Raw genomic sequence first — 20,567 nt, 5'->3', positions numbered from 1 at the left:
ACTAATATGGAATCATTAGAAGAATTAAAACGCTCTTATAAATTTTATGACAGCATTGTAGATGTTCCCGGAACTGATTATTTTGAATACCTGAGAAATCACAAATTTATTGAAATCCTTACTGGTCAGAGAATTGGTACCTCATTAAATTTGCCAACCGAAAGTAAGTCAACCGAAAAAAGGGCTTTGCAATTGGTAATATTTCCCGGTGCGGGCCAGGAGTATAGAAGGTGGGGGACAAACTTATTTGCAACAGCAATTGATTCCATAATGGCAAATTCAACATTTAAAATTACTGTTACAATTGCGGGCTCATCTACAGATTCATGCCTGGCTACTGAAATAATATCACAATCAAAAAACAAAGAAAAAATTGAAGATAAAACCGGTAAAACTAACCTTGTTGAATTAATTGAACTGATTAACAATGCAGATTTATTAATTTCAAATGATACCAGTGCTATACATATTGCTACAGGTACAAAAACCACCGCAATTTGTATCTCCAATGGCAACCATTTCGGTCGTTTTGTTCCCTATCCCTTAACCATTGCAAACAATATATACACGTTTTATCCTTCTGAAGAGTTTAACAATAAAGATAATTATGCGTTACTCAACGATTTATACAAGCGCGGCTCCAACCTGAATATCAACAATGTCGATCCTATAGTTATCAGTAATAAGGCAATATCAATTCTTAATAATGCAAGCTAAACCAGGCGCTGACGTCAAATTATTGTAAACTAAATTATATATCTGCTTTTTTAAATGCTTTTTAACTCCCTGTTGTTCCTTGTATTTTTTGTAATTGTAACCATTACATATTACCTGCTGCCACATAAATTAAGATGGATGTGGCTTTTAGCCGCAAGCAGCTATTTTTACATGTACTTTAAGCCGGTATACATCCTCATCATTCTGTTTACCATTATTGTTGATTATTGTGCTGGTATCCTGATAGAAAAAGCTACAGGCAAAACCCGCAGGTTTTATCTCATTTTTAGCCTGATCACCAATATTGGTGTACTGGCCTTTTATAAATATTTCAACTTTTTGGCCGCTAACGTGAATTTGCTATCTGACACATTCCATGGCCCGCAATTGCCATTGCTTGATTTTATATTGCCCATTGGCTTATCGTTCCATACATTCCAGGCTATGAGTTATACCATTGAGGTTTACCGGGGCAATCAGCCCGCCGAGCGTCATTTTGGCCTTTATGCCTTGTATGTAATGTTTTACCCGCAAATGGTAGCAGGCCCAATTGAACGGCCCCAGCATATTTTACCCCAATTACACCGGGTCAACAATTTCCGAAGCAGCAACTTGATAACTGGTTTATTTTTTATGGCGATGGGCCTATTTAAAAAAGTGGTGATTGCCGATAGACTGGGCCTTTACGTCGACCCTGTTTTCAATAATCCGCATGGTCATTCGGCACTTGAACTGCTCGTAGCTACCTATTTTTTTGCATTCCAGATCTATTGCGACTTTAGCGGGTATTCGGATATCGCGGTTGGCACGGCCCTCGTTTTGGGTATCGAGCTAATGCAGAATTTTAACTTGCCCTATCTCGCCTCCAATGTTTCTGATTTTTGGAAACGCTGGCATATCTCCCTTTCCACCTGGTTTCGTGATTATTTGTATATCCCGTTGGGGGGCAGCAAGATTAATTTCCGGGTAACCTGCATTAACCTGCTTATTGTATTTATGATAAGCGGCCTGTGGCATGGCGCCAACTGGAAATATCTTGTTTGGGGCCTGATTCATGGTTTGCTACTCGTTGCTTACCAGTTATTCAACAAGTACGGTATCGGGATCAAAGGCTTTACCTTCCTGAAATGGCTTTTCACTTTTAACCTGGTTTCTCTTGCCTGGGTGTTTTTCAGGGCAGCTACAGTATCCGATGCTTTTTATATTTTGAGTAAAATATTGACCGGTAAAGGATTTACCTATTCGGCCGGTAACTTGATGTCTGTCCCTGAACTTTGGTATTGTGCCTTTATTATCATTATGCTGCTTTTAGGCGAACGTTATTTGCGAAAAGCGAAAGATTATTCAAACACAACAAAGGCGGTCATCATAGGCGGGCTTATCCTTGCCTGTTACTTTTTAGGGATCTTTAACGAAGCTCAGTTTATTTATTTCCAGTTTTAATGCGTAAGGTTACCAGTTTATTCATATTGCTCATTAGTGTTGGGTTGCTGCTTAGTTCCATGAACCGGTCATTCATCAATAAATTATATTTTGACAAATATTTCAGCCACATTTATTCCAAAACAACAAAGGAAACCAACTGGTACAAAGCCTTTTTTCCTATTCGGACAAGTGGCGCTATGGCGATCTTTACGGCATGTCAAATCTGCCTCAATACAAATTTGAACTCGAACTTTTTAAACACTACAACCCCAAACCCGGCAGGCAAAACACCAATAGGGTATTATATATTATAGGCGACAGCTTTTTGGCAGATAAAATACTTTACGGCGCTTTTGATGCATTTGATAATGTAATTTTCCTTGATCGTCGTTTTGCCTTCGGTCCAATTAAACTGGATAGTACCAAACAAAACTATCTCATAATGGAATTTGCCGAGCGTAACCTGGTCACCTATGATATCAGCAAAACAGATGAAACAAGGTGGACAAGTAATGAAATTAAAAATGGCCTGAATTTTAGTAATGCCCCCCGGTTGGGTAACCAACCGCCGGCAGCATCTATTTTTGAACGGGTAGGCAATATCATCTTTAATAAGGCACTAAGCCGCAATCTTGAACTAATTCTTTTTGATAATAAACTGGCAACCTCTTTCAAAGAGGTCAAAGCATCACTCAACTATAAACTTTTTAATCGCGTAGCCAAAGAGGTAACGGAGAGTACTGATAAAAAAAGGCTTTTTTATAATACTACCGTCGATACCGCCAGTTTACAGTCAGCATTTAGGCCTAAAACTAGGGCCGCTTTAGATTCTATAGTCCGCAAACTGGATATTGCACGCGATTATTATCGGGCTATTGGCTTTAAAAAGGTTTTCCTTTCAGTGATCCCAAATGCGGTTTCAATCTATGACGATAAACGGATGCCCTATAATCATCTGTTAGAAAGAGTTGAGCAAAAAACTGATCTTCCTGTAATACCACTATACAAAACTTTCAAAGCCGAGAAGCGCAATCTATTCTACCGCAGTGACACACACTGGAACCCGCAGGGCTTGGATACCTGGGTAAATGAAGCGGACAAGGTGTTAACATCAAACCTCAATTGAAGCCATTTTTTTCCATCGTCATGCCGTTGTATAACTGTGAGGGCACCTTACAGCAGACATTAGATAGCATCAATTGCCAGGCTTTTAAAAACTACGAACTGGTTTTGGTTGATGGTGGTTCAAATGATGATACACAGTATATCATCAGTAATTTTAAAAAAACAGGTAAGGTTAGTATCCAGTTCATTTCTGAACCCGACAAGGGCATTTATGATGCCATGAACAAAGGAATTGATATGGCGAGCGGTCAATGGCTTTACTTTATGGGGGGCGATGATACTTTCAACAGCTCCGCAGTCTTGGATCAGGTTTATCAGGCCATCCAAAATGAACCAGCCGATCTTATATATGGTAATGTAACAGGTGCAACATCAAAAACAAAATATGCGGATGATACTATTAATAAAGTATTATCACGCGGCATCCATCACCAGGGCATTTTTTATAAACGCGGGATATTTAATTACACCGGGAAATACAACATAAAGTTTAAGGTGGCTGCTGACTACCATTTAACATTGAAAGCTTTTTGCAACCCAGTATTTAAAACCCGATACATCAATCTGGATATCGCGCGTTTTGGCGAGGCGGGTTTAAGCTCATCAAGTTATGATTATCGTTTTTTCAGTTATCATTATAAGTTTCTGTCAACACATAAAGCCCTCGGCAATATCAATGATACAGCCACATGTTTGCAGCAATCAATTTACTGCTGCCTGTGGCTGGTGAAGGAAAAACAAAGTATAACTTTTGCCTGGCTCAACATTTTATACTACATAACTGGTTTAAACGGGCTGAGCATTCCATTCAGGTTTAAAACCTTTTTAAGAATGATGTACTGGAGCCTGAAAAAGTGAGATGATAATAAACCGAATTAAAACTATAAAATCAACCTTACTTTACTTTTATAAATACGGTATACCATCCTATATCATTGCTTTTGGCGAATCACTGGGCGATAACCTGCTGCTCACTGTATTAAGCCGGGAGCTCTACGGGCGCAGACATAAAAATATCTGGGTAAAAAGTAACCAACAACAACTCTTTGAGCATAATCCGGATATCAAACTTATTTTACCTTTTGGGGCATTATTATCGGGTATGCTTCTTAAAGCCTTCAACGTAAAAACTGTTTTTCCCAAATACACAGTTTATCACCCCGAAACCGACGGCGACGAAATACCCGAAAAGCATATCATTTTAAAAATGGCCGACGATTTACAGCTTAAAGGTAAAATAGATCTTAAGCCTGTTTTAGTTTTAACGGCTAATGAACGGGAAGCCGCGCAGTGGGCAAAAAACCATATCGTAGTAACAACATCCGGCTCAGCAGCATTGTTCCCAATGGGTAACAAAGAATGGGACGTTAAAAAATATCAACAAGTTGTTGATCTGCTTTGTCAAACCCATAAATTCATCCAGTTAGGCTCTCAAACAGATGCACCTTTAAAAAACGTTATCGATCTACGCGGGAAAACTACGATCCGGCAAACAGCCGCTATATTAAGTAATGCCGCCCTTTTGGTATCGCATGTAGGGTTTATGATGCATTTGGCACGCTCAGTCGACTGCCGGTCGGTAATCATATATGGTGGGCGCGAAAGGCCAGACCAATCGGGGTATATCAGTTTTAAAAATGTATATTCTGCGGTTGAATGCTCACCATGCTGGTTACATAATACCTGCCATTACGATAAAAAGTGCATGCAAATGATTTTACCTTGCACTGTTGAGGCGGCTGTAATAGAACAATTGGCTTTAATTAACGAACCTTTACCTGCCGATATCTTATATAATGGCTAAATTAAGCGTAATCATCCCTACTTATAACCCGGATACAGCAAGATTACAGCAAACGCTTTCGGCCTTAAAAAGCCAATCACTGCCTGCCAACCAATGGGAGTTAATCATTATCGACAATAATTCATCTAACAATTTCCGGCAGCAGCTTAATTTAAGCTGGCACCCTGCCGTTCAAATTATAGATGAAACAAAGCAAGGTTTAACCTATGCCCGGCTTAAGGGTTTCAATGAATCAACGGGCGATATTATAGTAATGGTTGATGATGATAATATGATTGAAGGCGGCTATCTTGAAAAAGCCCTTAGTATATTTGGCCAAAATCCCAAAATGGGCGCTATAGGTGGTAGATCAATCCCATTGTTTGAAACTAACCCTCCCGAATGGCTGTGGGAGTTTTACGGAAGCCTGGCCCTGCGCGACCTTGGCGATACCCCCTTAACAGCGGCATGGAATAATCAATATCCAATAGCTGCACCCATAGGCGCAGGGATGGCTATAAAACGCGAAGCGCTATCATCCTATTTGGAAAAAATAACACAGGGCAAAAACAACATCAGCGACAGGTTGGGTAACTCCTTAAGCTCCGGCGGCGATAACGATATTGTGCTCGAGATCCTTAAAGGCGGCTGGCAGGTTGGTTATTTCCCTCAGCTCATACTACAACATATTATTCCTGCTCAACGTATGCACGCAGGTTACCTTGCACGTTTGCTTAACAATACCAATAAATCATGGGTGCAGCTACTGCAAAGCCACGATATAAACCCATGGCAACAAATCACAAAATCGGGGGCTGCATTACGGAAAGCTAAAGCCTGGTTTACCTACAAAGCATGGAAAAATGCTGCGGCATATATAAAATGGCAGGGCGCATGCGGTATGTATGACGGCCTTATAAAGAACAACCATGCTCAATAAAATAAGCAATTCGCTGGCTTATCGTTTACCTTTACTTTACAGGAGCTTACTTAAATATAAGCCCCTTGCTATAAGGCAGCCCAAAGCATCATCGGCTTACACTGTACTTATGATGACCGGCAAAAGCATCATAGATATGACGTGCCTGGCCGTTTATTCTATTGCAAAACACTGGGAAGAGATTCCTAAACTGATCATCGCATCCGACGGATCGTTATCTCCGGAAGAAATCAAAAGTAAATTTAAGTTTTGGCCGGGTGAGCTTATTGTTAACCACTGGCAACAAAGCGCGGTATATCATCAGGGCAAAAACAGGATCAATCTTTTAAACTATTCCGAGAGCCATGTGCTTGGCAAAAAATTGGCTGTGATACTTCACCAGGCCGAGATCCAACCTGTAATATGGATAGACAGTGACATACTTTTTTACGAGGATTTTAAAAAACATATTCCCCAACATAACGGGTTTGTTTGCGGCGGAAGCCAGGAGGGACACTCAACTTATGATGACCGCGTTTTGAATTTCTACGGTAATAACCTCTATGATACTTATACCTTCAGTTCGGGCTTATTAATTATTTATGGGCCCAGAATTTGCGAAGACTTTCGGCTGGAGGAATTATTGTTTCACGTAAGTAACTATGTGCATTATTTTACCGAACAAACTATTTTTGCTCATATAGCAAGTTCATCAATTGGAATACCCTGGACAACAAAGATTATAAAAAACGATCACCAGGATAGCCAACAGATTAAGCCTATGAAAAAAAGGCATCGTGGGCAGGCATTATACTGCAAACGTCCGACATTTATTCTGGCGCGACTCTTTGTTTAATTTATAGCTTTCCTTGTTACAACAAGTCATTAATTTTTTATACCGCAATCCGCGTTCACAATTACAAAAATTCAGGCGTTTTGGTGGCTATTTCAATTACCGAAACATAATGAACGGGCGTAGGGAGATGGAACAGCGTTCGCTTGAGTTGCCCCCGGTAGTTTCACATACTAATGGGTTGCCGATTTACTTTTTAACAGGTAAAAACTACCTGTACCAAACGCTTTACTGCATCCAATCGTTAATTAAGTCAACTGCTGCGCAATTTAAATTCATATTGGTTGATGACGGCAGCTTTAATGCTGCACTGATGGAGAGGGTAGCAAAACAGCTGCCCGGCGCACAGGTAATTACAGTGGAGCAAATCAGTGAAAACCTGCAAAACACGTTGCCCGAAGCACGTTATCCGTACCTGCATAAAAAAAGAGCAGTATATCCTCACATTAAAAAACTAACCGATGTGCACACCATCCCAGGCGATGACTGGAAACTGGTACTGGATTCGGACATGCTTTTTTGGCACGACCCCAGAGAGATAATTACCTGGCTTTACGCCCCGCAACAACCTTTGCACATGATTGATTGTACAGAAGCTTATGGATATTCTCGGCAATTAATGGAACAACTGGCCGGAGCACCTGTAAAACCGTTGCTTAATGTGGGGGCTATCGGTTTAAAAAGTGAAGCTATTGATTGGGACAAGCTGGAAAACTGGGTTAAAACACTGGAGGAGCAGGAAGGAACTTCTTATTATTTAGAGCAGGCGTTATCGGCCATGATGATAGCCGACACTGATGCTGCTGTTTTAAAAGCCGGAGATTATATTGTTAACCCCGGCCCGGATCAGATAAAAAACAAAACAGGCATTCTTCATCACTATGTCGACCTTTCAAAAGAAGGTTATTTTAAACAAGCCTGGAAACATTTTTTATAGCCTGTGTCATTAGGTAAAATAGCATACAAGTATTTTTTTAAACCAACCTTTTCTATAAGGTATCATATCGGTCATTTTGGGCTAAAGGGTTGGCTGAACATGCGGCGGGGCGAGCAGCAAATGAAAAAAGCTGCCTTAAAGTTACCGCCGCTTAATCTGTCAAAACACAAAATCCTGAATGTAAGCTTCCTTACCGGGGCAAAATACTGGCACCAAACCATTTTTTGTGCTTATACACTTGCCCACTTTTCGGATGGCGAGATAGGGATCAGGTTATACTCAGACGGAACACTTACCGACGAGCAAATCGGTTTTATAAACCAGGTATTGCCAGGTATTGAAACCATATCCGAGCAACAGGTATTACAACATCTCAACCTTGTTTTACCACAACATACATTTCCAACGTTACGGCATTTGCGTAACTGGCACCCCTTTTTCCGCCGGTTGATTGATATTCATACCTCACCATCCTGGGCAATTCACATGGATAGCGATATGATCTTTTTTGGTAAACCCAATCAAATTATTGAAGCATATCAACGCAAAACAGCAGTTTATATGAAAGAGCAGCTGGCAAGCTCATATTTTGTGGACAGTGAGGATACACTTAGGGATAAATACGGTATCAATTGTATAAAAAGTGTTAACGGCGGCATTGTTGCTTATAATAATGACAAGGTTGACTATGCCGATCTTGAAGAAAAAGCTAAACTGTTGTTACAGCATTACCCCCAGGCGGGCCCGGCACAGGTTGAGCAAACGCTGATGAGCTATATGCTACATCATCAAAACGCTGCAGCACTTGATGAAAAATCATACAGCATTTTTTACGATGACAAGCCCGATTTAAGCAGGCCCGATATTGTCCGTCATTATATTTTTAAGGCCAAACTGCCTTATCTTACTTCAGAGTGGAAAAAGTAATCCTTTAGTTTCTGTTTGCATGCCGGCATATAACGCGGGCAAATATATTGCAGAAGCCATTCGGTCCATAGCCGAGCAAACCTACGCCAATTGGGAGCTCATTATTGTTAACGATGGTTCTACAGATGATACATCCATTGTACTTAGGCAACTTACAGATCCCCGCATCGGCATTTACCACCAGGAAAACAGCGGGCAGTGTGCGGCTGCAAATAAAGCCTTCAGTTTTTCAAAAGGCAGGTTTATCAAGTTTATGGATGCCGATGATGTTATCTCGCCCGGTTATATTGCAGAACAGGTTAAACGGATTGGAGATAACGATGATGTAGTAGCCTCAGCAGCCTGGGGCCGTTTTTACAACGATGACATTAGCACCTTTAAAGTAAATGAAGATCTCATCAGGGAGGATTGTAAACCCATTGACTGGTTGGTATCGTCCATGGATGGCAAACAAGCTATGATGCAATGCGCCTTATGGCTAATCCCAAGGGCCGTGCTTGAAAAATCGGGCTTATGGGACGAGCGGTTAAGCCTTGTAAATGATTTCGAATTTATTACACGCGCGCTATTGCACGCAAACGAAATTCGCTTTGCTCAAAACGCGGTGTTGTACTACCGGAGCGGTATCAGCAATTCGTTGTCAGCGTTAACTTCCAGGCGAGGAATTAAGTCGGCTTTTACCTCTATTTATGAAGGTACAACATACATGCTTCAGCATGAAAATAGCCCAAGAGTAAGAACCGCCGTTGCCGATTGCCTGCAAAACTTTGTTTATGCATATTATCCCTACTATCCTGATATTATAAACAAAGCCCAACAACGCATTAATGAGTTAGGCGGTTCAAAAGCTAAATATCCGGCAGGTGGTTACACAAAGATGCTAAACCGGCTTATCGGCTGGAAATTAACACAAAAATTTAAAGCCTTATTTGGCTAATAGTTTATCCATGCGCATACTGCTTTCATTTTTACAGGATAAAGTAAGCAGACCACATCCTGTACCTTCATATCGTTTTTGGCAGCATTATATTAAAAATGGTATTATTGAGGCGGAGATGAGCTATATTGAAGTACCGGAGGTTGACTGGGCGGAAGGATTAGTGTATGACGAAGGTTCGGTTGCGTTGCAAAACTGGCAGGAACGGAGCTGGCAGGCAACCCTCAATTACATCAAAGCCAACCGGCAAAATATCGACATTTTTTAAGCTACTTGTATCCCAAACAAATACTTGCAAAAGCAATAGAACAAATCAGGAAAATGGGCATTCCGTGTGTTAATTTTTATTGCGATAGCGTGCGGGAATTTAAAACAGTACCGGCAAAGTTCAGGATCTTTGATCTGATCTGGGTACCCGAGTATGAGGCTTTACCTCTCTACAGGAAGGCAAGGGTCAAACATATCAACTTACCGATGCCGATGTGGGTTGAACCCCAATTAAGGTGTCGCACCCCGCTTCATGAAATACCGGGGGTATCATTTATCGGTTCAAAAGACATCCTGAGGGAAAACCTGTTGGGCCAGGTCATTCAAAAAGGTCTGCCGGTAAGCGTTCGTGGAGCCGGCTGGTTAGCACAGAGTGCAGGTCCGGTATTTGTTCCTGGTTCTGCTTATCAAAAACTTATTAATCAGGTTAACTTCGTAAAACAGCAGGGCTTTTCCGGCTTAGCAATCAAAGGGCTTCAGCAACTGACCAAATTTACTGTAGTCCCGGTTGGCGACGATCATATATTTCCAAGACCAGATTTTGACGAGTATATCAACATCACTCAAAGCAGCATGGTTACTTTGGGGATTAACCGGGTGCCAACTTTTAAACGTACACATAATAAACCACTAACCTACTCACGCTTGCGGGATATAGAAGCGCCAATGCTTGGCGCCTGCTACCTTACCGAATATTGCGAAGGCATTGAGCAGCTTTATGATACCGATAACGAAATTAACGTTTACCGCACGGTTGATGAATTGGTACAAAAAACTACTGAACTGCTCAACAATAAAGAAAAAAGGAATAAATTAAGAATCAACGGGCAGCAAAGGGTCTTGAACGACCACGCCATTCCGTCATCGCTAAAAAAATAAAGAAGGCCCTTTTTGGCACCTAAGCTTACCGATAAGCTGTTGTACCCAACAAATTGAAAATAGCCATTATAGTAAATCCGCTGATCCCGGTGCCTCCCGAGCAATACGGCGGCATCGAACGCATTGCTTTTATGCTGATCCAGGAACTTAAAAAAAAGGCCACGATATTACCCTGTATGCCAATGAACATTCGCAGCCGGGCTGTAAACTCATCGGTTACCGTGAATCGGCTCATTATGGCGTTAAAGATCTGCTGAAAATTAACCGGCTTACGTCAAAAATTGCTTTTCAGCATTTTGATATTGTACATACCTTCGGTCGCATGAGCAATATTGCGTTGCTAATGTTAAGCCGAATCCCAAAAATCGTATCCTATCAGTTGCCCCCTACCGTATCGCAGGTAAAAAAGGCGGTAAGTATCGCTCATAAAAACACATTGAAATTTACCGCTTGCAGCAATTACATAGCCAATCAAATCAATGCGTTTGCTGATGTAACTACCATTTATAACGGGGTGGATTTAAACGACTACGATTTTAATGCAGGTGTTCCCGATGATGCCCCGCTCGCTTTTTTAGGCCGGATCCAACATGAAAAAGGGACAGCTATTGCCATACACACGGCAAAAAAACAAATCAAAAACTGGTAATAGCAGGCAATGTACCCAATGAGCCAATACACCAGCAATATTTTAATGAACAGGTAAAACCCCATATTGATGGCGAGCAGATCAAGTACATAGGCCCGGTCAATAACCGTCAGAAAAATGACTTGCTTCGTAACTCAAAAGCTTTCCTGATGCCGGTAACCTGGGATGAGCCCTTTGGTATTGTAATGGCCGAAGCACTGGCCTGCGGTACACCCGTTATCGGTTTTAATCGCGGCGCAATACCGGAGATAGTAACTAACGGATTAAACGGTTTTGTGTGCGATATGGAGGCCGACATGATAACGGCGATTAACAGCATTGACTCAATCAGCAGGGCCAGCTGCCGGAAGATAGCGGAACAAAAATTTAGTGCCGGTGTACTGGCCAAACAATACGAAGAATTATACCAACTGGCACGGGACAAAGATTGAAGAACGTTACTTTTATAACTACCGGCCAGCCAACTACTAACCCTCGCCTCGTGAAGGAAGCCGAAACTTTGCACAAGCTTGGTTATAGTGTTAAAGTGATCTGCTGTTTTTACCAGCAATGGGCCCAAAAAACCGATGAAGCTTTAACAGGCAAATATCCCGGTATGTACATTTATTGCGGTGGTGATCCGGTGATACAAAAAGCAACTTACCTTAAAACCCGCATTCGCCAAAAGTTAAGTACGCTGCTGTTTAAATATACCCGGCATTTCGATATACCTGAGAACGCTATCAGCCGCACACATACCGAAGCATTGTCTAAAGCTAAAAAAATAAAAACAGATCTTTATATCGCCCATAACCTCGGCGCCTTGCCCGCAGCCATACAGGCAGCAAAACATTACAACGTAAAAGTTGGTTACGATGCGGAAGATTTGCATTCGGGACAGTTTGCATCAACTCATAATGAAGGTTACAAACTCAATAAATACATTGAAGAAAAATACTTTCCCTATGTTGATTATTTTACTGCCGCCAGTCCGCTCATTGCAGAATTTTATCAACGCCAATACCGCTATTTAAAGCCTGTTGTAATAAACAACGTGTTTCCTAAAACAGCGCTGCAAATCAGCCCTAATTATAAAGCTCACGAACCATTAAAACTGTTTTGGTTTTCGCAAACAGTAGGCCCCGAACGAGGATTGGAAGATGTAATTAAAGCAATAGCTGCTACAAATGGGCATGTTCGGTTACACTTGTTAGGCAGCAGCAATGAAACTTACAGATATGCATTGTTGAACCTTGCCAAAGAACTTAAATTAAATGCAGACCAGTTGTGGTTTCATGAGCCCATTGGAGCGGGCGAGATTTTCGATTTCGCGAACCAGTTTGATATTGGCATAGCCACCGAAACAGGCATTCCTTTAAACAGGGATATCTGCCTTACCAATAAAATTTTTACCTACATACAATGTGGACTGGCAATGATAGTGAGCGATACGCAGGCGCAAGCCTTATTTATGGAGCAATATCCGGGTACAGGAAAACTATACCAAAAAAGCAACCTGCAATCACTAACGGATTGTATCAGCTTTTACCTCCAAAACCCGGATATTTTATACCAAACCCGTTTACAAAACTACCAGCTTGGCCAAACAGCATTAAACTGGGAAACCGAAAGCCGTACTTTTTTAAGTCTTGTTCAAAAAGTATAACAATTGAATAAAAAGCTGCTCATTATTTCGCCATACTTCCCGCCGGTAAACGCGGCAGATATGCAGCGCGTGAGGATGAGCCTTCCTTATTTTGCAGCCTGCGGCTGGGATGCCGAAGTGGTGACCATTGATGCCCAGTATGCCGACCTGGCAAAAGACGAATTGTTGTTGCAAAGTCTCCCTCCGGGCATTAAAGTTCACAAAGTGAAAGCATTCCGCAAGGCACTCACTTCAAAAGTTGGGTTGGGCAGTATTGCCATCCGCTCGTTATGGTATTACCGCAAAACGGTTAACTGCCTGCTGAAGGACAACAAATTTGATCTTATTTATTTCTCAACCACACAGTTCCCGGTTTGTACGTTGGGTGCTTACTGGAAAAAGCGATTCGGGGTTCCCTACGTCATTGATATGCAGGACCCCTGGCATTCCGATTATTATATCAACAAACCTAAAAGCGATAGGCCGCCAAAATATTGGTTCGCTTACCGTTTAAATAAATACCTGGAACCCATCGCCATAAAAAATGCGTCCGGGATTATCAGTGTATCTGCCGGTTACATTGATCAGCTCAAATTACGTTACCCGGTAATTCAAAAAGTTCCGACCGCTACCATAACCTTCGGGGCATTTGAGCCCGATCTGCAAATAGCTAAAACTAACCAAAAAAATTTTGCAGGGTTGCTTAATGACGGCTTTATCAATGTGGTATATATCGGCCGCGGAGGGAAGGACCTTCACAAGGCCATTAGCCCGGTGTTCGACGCATTAAGAACCGGATTGAATACCAATAAAGAGCGGTTTGACAAAATCAAACTCCACTTCATCGGTACCAGTTATGCCCCCGCCGGGCAAGGGATCGCTACTATCCTTCCCCTGGCAAAACAATATGATATGGAAGAACATCTTGTTGAAATTATCGACCGCATCAGCTACTATCAAGCTTTGCTCACATTGCAGCAGGCCGACGCTCTTTTTATACCTGGGTCAGATGATCCTAAATACACAGCATCAAAAATATTCCCATACCTGCTCACAAAAAGGCCGGTTTTGGCCGTATTTAATGCCGCAAGCTCTGCTATACCTATTATGCAGCAGTACGGTGTAGAACATGTTTACAACTATGATGACGTTACCTCCGAAAACTTATTTATATTTTTTGAGCAATTAATTAAGGGTAATTTCCAGACTGTTGAATATAATGCTGATGCCATCGAAAAATATTCGGCACTTGAAATGACGTTGGCGCAGTGCCGGTTATTTGATAGAATTATTTATGAACGCCATTAAACGAACTGTCGGCTTTATTTTAAAACATCCTTTGGGAAAAAAACATCCGGCAAAAGCCTTATGGCGGTTTGCCTGGTGGCAGGTACAGTCAAGGCTTTCAAGGTCGAAGTTCATTATAAAACCTTTTGTTGGTGATGTTAAGTTTTATGCAACCAAGGGGCTGAGGGGTATTACCGGTAATATATACACCGGTTTACATGAATTTAATGATATGGCCTTTCTGCTTCATTTTTTAAAGCCGGAAGATATCTTTTTTGACATTGGCGCGAATGTGGGTTCATATACGCTGTTGGCTTCCGGCATAGCCAAAGCTAATAGTGTTACACTTGAACCTGTTAAAGCAACTTTTGATATTTTAAACAGCAATATCGGGCTTAATTATTTGCAGAGCAAAGTAAAGCTTATTAATGCCGGCGCCGGCGCAACAGCGGGCGAGATCAGATTTTCGGCCGATGAAGATACCGGAAACCATGTTATTACTAAAGATGAGAAAGGCAAAAACACTGTTATCGTACCTATAATCACTATTGATTCATTATTGGAAACATACAAACCCGCTCTTATCAAGATAGACGTGGAAGGTTTTGAGACCGAAGTGCTTAAAGGAATGGGATCTACCCTTGATTCGCCTCTGCTAAAGGCAATCATCATTGAGCTTAACGGTAGCGGCGGCCGGTACGGTTTTAGCGATCAGGATATTCACAAGTTGTTACTATCAAAAGGTTTTAGGGCGGTTGCCTATGCCCCTTTTAAACGCGTTTTAACCGGGTTAGATACATTTGGTGCATACAATACTATTTACTGCAGAGACATTGAACTGATAAACCATCGCCTTCAAAATGCAAAAAGTTTTAATATAATGGGCGAGACCATCTGAATGAAAAATTTGGCTGTAGTTATCACTCACCCCATACAGTATTATGCACCGGTATTTAAGCTCCTGTATGAACGGCAAAAAATAAACGTCATGGTATTTTATACCTGGGGCGAAGGCGGTTTGCAAAAATTTGATCCAGGCTTTGGTAAAACTATCACTTGGAACCTTCCGCTCCTTGAGGGTTATCCTTATGAGTGGGTAAAAAACATTTCGACCGATCCCGGCTCGCATCATTCAAAAGGAATTGATAATCCCGATCTTATCAGTCAAATAAATAACTGGCAGCCCGATGTTATTATGGTGTACGGCTGGTTTTACAAAAGCCATCTCAAAATCCTCAAATATTTTAAAGGCAGGGTACCTGTTATTTTCCGGGGCGATTCAACTTTACTTGATGATAAAGGCGGTATCAAATCCGTATTGCGAAGCCTGTTTTTAAAGCGGATTTACCGCCATATTGATTGTGCACTATATGCAGGGTCAAACAATAAGGCTTATTTTAAAAAATGCGGTTTAAAAGAAACGCAGTTATTTTTTGCACCGCATGCTGTAGATAATGATCGCTTTGCCGAAGACAGGACCAATGAAGCCCTTACCCTTCGCAAACAGTTAGGAATAGCTGATGATGAAAAACTCCTGCTTTTTGCAGGCAAGTTTGAGTATAAGAAAAACCCGCTGTCGCTGCTTGAAGCATTTATCGACGTAACACAGCCGGGCACCCATCTGCTATTTGCAGGAAATGGTATTTTGGAGATAGAACTGAAAAATAAAGCAAGCCGGCATAAAAACATCCACTTTATTGATTTCCAAAACCAGCTTTATATGCCGGTGGTTTATCAGGCATGTGACATTTTTTGCCTCCCTTCAAAAGGCCCCGGTGAAACCTGGGGGCTGGCCATAAACGAAGCTATGGCCTGTAGCAAGGCCATACTTATATCAAGCAAAGTGGGCGCGGGCACCGATCTGGTAAAGGATTATGAAAACGGACTGATCTTTAAAGCGAACGACGGGGTTGATCTAAAAAGCAAGCTAAAAACATTGCTACTCTATGATAAAACCGCTTTATTTACAATGGGGCAACAGTCCAGGGAAATTATTGAAGGTTGGGGCTTTGTCAAACAGGTTGAAGCGATAGAACAATTGGTATTAAGTCAATAGCACCTGTCGGAAGTCATGAGTGAGGTTTCTTTCTCCATTTATTGAGAACTGACAAAAAACTAAGGCCAATTTATAAATAACACAACATTAGTTAGTAAATGCAGAACAGCAAATCGATAGAACGGTATATTGTGTTGTTTATACCATGGCTGCTGGCGCTGGCATGTAAAAGTGATAGTGTGTTATCCTATTTTATTTCATGGGGTGGTTCATTTTTTATATTCCTGATTACGCTTACCGGTTGGGTACGTCCAATCCCAAACGACCGCCCCATGGCCGAACAATTGATGAGGCCCTTATTTATTATCCAGATAATTTTTGCGGGGTACATGTGCAGCACATCCATCTTTTATTTTATGAATACCCTCGGCTATGAAAATTTCAAGCACGTGTTTATTCACACGTTAAAGGATAAAGACACTCTGGGCTTAATTGCCCAATGCCAGCGCTATTACTGCCTTGGGCATGCTTCATTTGTGATGGGCATACTTATTTTCATGAATTATCCGGTAACTAAAAAATACTACGTCGAAACCGAAAGGCTGGCAAATCTGCTCATGACGTCGGCAATTATCAGTTTTCCGCTTTCGCTGTTATTTCTTAAGATACCAGGCCTTTCCCAATTTTATTACCAGTTTAGCTCATTGAGCTTTATTGCCGGTACATTGGCGCTGGCCTTTGCCATACCACTAAAAAAAGGGGCCAATACGCTCATCTGCCTTTTACTATATGCCTTTAATTTTTACCAGGCGCTTACATCGGGGTTTAAAGAACCCATTATTATCAGCGTACTGGTTTTAGGGATCTTCCTATATCCTACCTATAAAAAATTAGTAACCATCACTTTTGTCCCTATCATTGTTTTATTATTTACGGTTTTACCAACATATAACCATATTTTCCGGGCCAATGCATGGAATGGAGATGCAGATAGCGACAGAGCCTCACAACTGGCCCTTGACGCAGCATTAAATAGTGATAACAGCGATGTTGACAGAAACTAACTGGGATTTTTTAGTATATCGCTTAAGCGAGATCGATATGTTTACCCGCTTTGTGCAGTCGACACCTAAAAATGTGGATTTTTATGGATTGGATATTGTTAAACAATCGGCTATTGCGTTGGTGCCGCGGATTTTCTGGCCCTCCAAGCCAATTACCGAAGCCATGATCATGCAGCGCGTTTATGATGCCGGGGTGGTTAACCGTAACTCTTCCGTATCAGCCAAACCCGCCTACATCGTTGATGCGTATCTTTCAGGAGGTGATTGGGGGATCTTTATTTTCCTTTTCGCTTACGGCGCCCTCGCACAGCTAATAGCTGTTAAAGCCGAAAAACTTTTTGGGGGATATATATTAGGCACAGCACTTATATTTTCGGGCCTGTTTCAGATCATGTGGCGCGGCATCAGTTTTGAGTTCCTGTTCAATACCATCTTCTGGAGCTATATCAGCATGCTGCTCATTCATAAGGCATTGTTAAATTCTAAAATTTTAAAAGAGATTTGAATTACGCAACCGATCGATATGATTTTGAAAGAACTGTCTTAATGAAAAAATATAAAAATGTGGATCCGCAAATAACCATCGCATGAGCGCTTATAAAGATTACGATTATCCCGATGCAAGCCCTTGCCATGTATTTAAGGAGCTCGAGAAACCGCTTATGTCGTTATTAAATAAGGATAACAACACCAGCATTCTCGACCTTGGCTGCGGCAATGGTCACCTGGTAAATTATTTATTGGCAAGGGGATTTAATGCTTATGGTATCGATGCATCCAAACCAGGCATTGCTATTGCCGATAAAATAAATCCCGGCAGGTTTTTCGTTCATGATCTTTCGGTTGAAGGGGTACCGGAGCCATTAAGAGCTATACAGTTTAATACCATTATATCAACTGAGGTTATTGAGCATTTGTACGACCCCTACGCGTTTATACGCCTTTGCCGGGATGTTTTAAGCGAATCAAAAGGTGAGCTCATCATCTCAACGCCTTATCATGGTTATTTAAAAAACCTGTTTTTGAGTATTTTAAATAAATGGGATAATCATATCAGCCCTTTGTGGCAGGGCGGACATATCAAATTTTGGTCGGTTAAAACGCTGACACAAATCCTCAATGAACATGGATTTGAGGTAACAGCATTCAGGGGCTGCGGCAGGTTCCCTTATTTTTGGATGAGCATGATCATTAAAGCCAAACTCAAGTGAGCGAGAGCCTGGATATTATTATCTTAACTTTTAATGAGGAAAAGAACATTGGCGACTGCCTGCAAAGCGCGGCGGCGCTAAAAGCCAATATCTATATTGTTGATTCAGGTTCAACGGATACCACACTGGCCATTTGCCAAAGGTATACACAAAACGTCTTCAGCCATCCATTTGAAAATTATGCAGCCCAGCGTAACTGGGCTTTGAATAACCTGCCTTTAACAGGTACCTGGGTACTTAACCTGGATGCTGATCACCGGGTAACACCAGAGCTTGCCGCCCAGCTTAACGATATTTTCTCCAAGCCCATAGATGCTGAAACAAATGGTTTCCTGATCAGCAGGCGTACCCTATTTATGGGCAAATGGATCAAACATGGCGGCCACTATCCAACATACCACGCCAACCTGTTCAGGCGCGGCTTCGGGCATTGCGAAGAAAAATTGTATGATCAGCATTTTAAAGTTACCGGTAAAACGCAGGTACTTAAAACTGATATCATCGATGTAATAACCGATTCGCTTACCAGTTTCATTGCCCGGCATAATCATTGGGCAACGCTGGAGGCACAATACCTTGTTGAACAGCAAAACACCAAGGTTGTTGATGATAACGGCAAGCTGGTACATCCACGTTTATTTGGCAACCCTATGGAGCGGCGCCGGTATATGAAAAACCGATATGAGTCGTTTCCTTTATTTGTAAGGCCTGTAATTTATTTTACCATAAGATACTTTATAAAATTGGGTTTTTTAGATGGAAAAACCGGGCTGGTATTCCATTTTTTACAAGGATTTTGGTTCAGGTTTTTGATTGATGCAAAAATTTATGAGTTACAAAAGGAGAGCAAAAAACAATGAAACAACGTGCTTTTTTAAATAACCCGGCGATACGGTTCGTGCTGTTGTTTGTATTGCTGTTTGCCATTTTTTATAGCTTTAATATTTTCTTTTTCGGCATTACTAATCCCGGCGGAAATTATAACGCCTTTTTAGCCGAACACCTGAATTATATTGCGGCTTTGAGACAGGTTTTATTGGATTGCAGTGTCATGATCCTGAAGTGGCTTGGTTACGCTGCTATTGATAATAATTCCGAGTTACTGGTTGCGGGTAAAGGGACACTGGCTATTGTATACAGTTGTCTCGGCTTAGGGTTGGTCAGCTTCTTTTCGGCATTTGTGCTGGCCTATCCGTCTCCGTTGCGGTCAAAATTGGTATTTCTCATTTCAGGCATTTTAGTTATCGAATTTTTAAACGTGATTCGTTTTGTTTTACTGGCCATCTTCTGGTCGAAAAAGGCAAACCGGATAGTTGATCACCATACCATTTTTAATATACTTCTTTACATTATTATAGCGTTTAGCCTGTATATTTGGATCAAACGTAATGATAAGCTTACCGGCGCTGATGTTCAGAACTGACCTTTCAACTTATAATAATTATCCTTATCATCCGGGCGGCAACGTTTTAAAACGCATTTTGTGGTACTACTGTAACGCCATATTCTTTAAAACAAGCATTATACCCTCAAGTGCGTTCAAAGCATTTTTGCTGAAGCTGTTTAGTGCCAAGGTGGGTAAAAATGTAACTATTAAGCCTTGCGTAAACATCAAATATCCATGGAACCTGCATATCGGCGATGAAAGTTGGATAGGTGAAAATGTATGGATAGATAGTTTAGTGCTCATCCATATCGGCGCGCATGTTTGCCTGTCGCAGGGGGCTGTGCTGTTAACGGGCAGCCACAATTACCAAAAAACATCCTTTGATTTGATAACCAAAGGCATAATTTTGGAAGACGGCGTGTGGATCTGCGCCGGGGCTATGGTAAATCCGGGCGTGACGGTAGCATCGCACGCGGTATTAACCAGCGGTTCTATCGCTACAAAAAACATGGAGGCGTACGGCATCTACCAGGGCAACCCGGCGGTAAAGATCAGGGAACGGGAAATCAGTTAAAACTTA

The 20,567-nt window shown here is 41.5% G+C and carries 23 protein-coding genes and 1 pseudogene; all 24 read left to right on the top strand.

Features of this window, described 5'->3' with window-relative positions; all coding sequences use genetic code 11:
* Positions 1–6: 6 nt before the first annotated feature.
* A complete protein-coding gene (locus tag ACQ86K_RS03060) occupies positions 7–717 on the top strand; it encodes a glycosyltransferase family 9 protein (RefSeq protein ID WP_431199784.1) in 711 nt (236 codons plus the stop codon).
* 54 nt (positions 718–771) lie between these two features.
* The gene (locus ACQ86K_RS03055; protein WP_091173984.1) at positions 772–2,160 is read left to right on the top strand and encodes an MBOAT family O-acyltransferase; all 1,389 of its coding nucleotides are present in this window, start codon (positions 772–774) and stop codon (positions 2,158–2,160) included.
* Between the two features lie 196 nt (positions 2,161–2,356).
* Entirely contained in the window at positions 2,357–3,268 is a 912-nt protein-coding gene (locus tag ACQ86K_RS03050) for a hypothetical protein (protein ID WP_431199783.1), read from the top strand.
* Complete coding sequence (locus ACQ86K_RS03045) at positions 3,265–4,125, top strand: glycosyltransferase family 2 protein (protein ID WP_143020861.1); 861 nt, start codon at positions 3,265–3,267, stop codon at positions 4,123–4,125. The genes ACQ86K_RS03050 and ACQ86K_RS03045 overlap by 4 nt, the downstream gene beginning before the upstream one ends.
* A 1-nt stretch (position 4,126) precedes the next feature.
* Entirely contained in the window at positions 4,127–5,071 is a 945-nt protein-coding gene (locus tag ACQ86K_RS03040; RefSeq protein WP_091173992.1) for a glycosyltransferase family 9 protein, read from the top strand.
* Positions 5,064–5,990, top strand: coding sequence for a glycosyltransferase (locus ACQ86K_RS03035; RefSeq protein WP_091173996.1), 927 nt, complete (start codon positions 5,064–5,066; stop codon positions 5,988–5,990). The genes ACQ86K_RS03040 and ACQ86K_RS03035 overlap by 8 nt, the downstream gene beginning before the upstream one ends.
* Positions 5,980–6,825: a hypothetical protein gene (locus tag ACQ86K_RS03030; protein ID WP_431199782.1), complete on the top strand. Its 846-nt coding sequence runs from the start codon at positions 5,980–5,982 to the stop codon at positions 6,823–6,825. The genes ACQ86K_RS03035 and ACQ86K_RS03030 overlap by 11 nt, the downstream gene beginning before the upstream one ends.
* Before the next feature lie 109 nt (positions 6,826–6,934).
* Positions 6,935–7,759, top strand: coding sequence for a glycosyl transferase (locus tag ACQ86K_RS03025; protein ID WP_143020862.1), 825 nt, complete (start codon positions 6,935–6,937; stop codon positions 7,757–7,759).
* Positions 7,760–7,879: 120 nt separating this feature from the next.
* On the top strand, positions 7,880–8,686 hold the full coding sequence (locus ACQ86K_RS03020; RefSeq protein ID WP_431199781.1) for a hypothetical protein: 807 nt from the start codon (positions 7,880–7,882) through the stop codon (positions 8,684–8,686).
* 19 nt (positions 8,687–8,705) lie between these two features.
* On the top strand, positions 8,706–9,623 hold the full coding sequence (locus ACQ86K_RS03015; RefSeq protein WP_091174007.1) for a glycosyltransferase family 2 protein: 918 nt from the start codon (positions 8,706–8,708) through the stop codon (positions 9,621–9,623).
* A gap of 10 nt (positions 9,624–9,633) precedes the next feature.
* Positions 9,634–9,891 (top strand): hypothetical protein, encoded by a 258-nt coding sequence (locus ACQ86K_RS03010; protein ID WP_431199780.1) that lies wholly within the window; start codon positions 9,634–9,636, stop codon positions 9,889–9,891.
* 53 nt (positions 9,892–9,944) lie between these two features.
* On the top strand, positions 9,945–10,769 hold the full coding sequence (locus ACQ86K_RS03005) for a glycosyltransferase family protein (RefSeq protein ID WP_431199779.1): 825 nt from the start codon (positions 9,945–9,947) through the stop codon (positions 10,767–10,769).
* Between the two features lie 53 nt (positions 10,770–10,822).
* Positions 10,823–11,026, top strand: coding sequence for a hypothetical protein (locus tag ACQ86K_RS03000; protein WP_431199778.1), 204 nt, complete (start codon positions 10,823–10,825; stop codon positions 11,024–11,026).
* Positions 10,936–11,418: a glycosyltransferase gene (locus ACQ86K_RS02995; protein WP_431200780.1), complete on the top strand. Its 483-nt coding sequence runs from the start codon at positions 10,936–10,938 to the stop codon at positions 11,416–11,418. Before ACQ86K_RS03000 ends, ACQ86K_RS02995 begins: the two co-directional genes overlap by 91 nt.
* A complete protein-coding gene (locus ACQ86K_RS02990; protein WP_431200779.1) occupies positions 11,412–11,849 on the top strand; it encodes a glycosyltransferase in 438 nt (145 codons plus the stop codon). The genes ACQ86K_RS02995 and ACQ86K_RS02990 overlap by 7 nt, the downstream gene beginning before the upstream one ends.
* Complete coding sequence (locus ACQ86K_RS02985; protein WP_091174015.1) at positions 11,846–13,063, top strand: hypothetical protein; 1,218 nt, start codon at positions 11,846–11,848, stop codon at positions 13,061–13,063. Before ACQ86K_RS02990 ends, ACQ86K_RS02985 begins: the two co-directional genes overlap by 4 nt.
* A 3-nt stretch (positions 13,064–13,066) precedes the next feature.
* The gene (locus tag ACQ86K_RS02980) at positions 13,067–14,350 is read left to right on the top strand and encodes a glycosyltransferase (protein ID WP_431199777.1); all 1,284 of its coding nucleotides are present in this window, start codon (positions 13,067–13,069) and stop codon (positions 14,348–14,350) included.
* Positions 14,337–15,227, top strand: coding sequence for an FkbM family methyltransferase (locus ACQ86K_RS02975; RefSeq protein WP_091174018.1), 891 nt, complete (start codon positions 14,337–14,339; stop codon positions 15,225–15,227). Before ACQ86K_RS02980 ends, ACQ86K_RS02975 begins: the two co-directional genes overlap by 14 nt.
* Positions 15,228–16,385: a glycosyltransferase family 4 protein gene (locus ACQ86K_RS02970; RefSeq protein WP_431199776.1), complete on the top strand. Its 1,158-nt coding sequence runs from the start codon at positions 15,228–15,230 to the stop codon at positions 16,383–16,385.
* 98 nt (positions 16,386–16,483) lie between these two features.
* Positions 16,484–17,894 (top strand): annotated as a pseudogene (locus ACQ86K_RS02965) (exosortase Y-associated Wzy-like protein).
* Between the two features lie 82 nt (positions 17,895–17,976).
* On the top strand, positions 17,977–18,600 hold the full coding sequence (locus tag ACQ86K_RS02960) for a class I SAM-dependent methyltransferase (protein WP_091174026.1): 624 nt from the start codon (positions 17,977–17,979) through the stop codon (positions 18,598–18,600).
* Positions 18,597–19,460 carry a glycosyltransferase family 2 protein gene (locus ACQ86K_RS02955; protein WP_091174031.1) on the top strand — a complete coding sequence of 288 codons (864 nt, stop codon included), beginning with the start codon at positions 18,597–18,599 and terminating at the stop codon, positions 19,458–19,460. Before ACQ86K_RS02960 ends, ACQ86K_RS02955 begins: the two co-directional genes overlap by 4 nt.
* Complete coding sequence (gene xrtY, locus ACQ86K_RS02950) at positions 19,457–20,023, top strand: exosortase Y (RefSeq protein WP_091174034.1); 567 nt, start codon at positions 19,457–19,459, stop codon at positions 20,021–20,023. The genes ACQ86K_RS02955 and xrtY overlap by 4 nt, the downstream gene beginning before the upstream one ends.
* Positions 19,989–20,561: a putative colanic acid biosynthesis acetyltransferase gene (locus ACQ86K_RS02945; RefSeq protein WP_223266184.1), complete on the top strand. Its 573-nt coding sequence runs from the start codon at positions 19,989–19,991 to the stop codon at positions 20,559–20,561. The genes xrtY and ACQ86K_RS02945 overlap by 35 nt, the downstream gene beginning before the upstream one ends.
* Positions 20,562–20,567: the final 6 nt, after the last annotated feature.

Source organism: Mucilaginibacter sp. P19 (assembly GCF_050632265.1).
Classification (GTDB): domain Bacteria; phylum Bacteroidota; class Bacteroidia; order Sphingobacteriales; family Sphingobacteriaceae; genus Mucilaginibacter; species Mucilaginibacter gossypii.
This window is presented reverse-complemented; position numbering and strand designations above follow the sequence as displayed.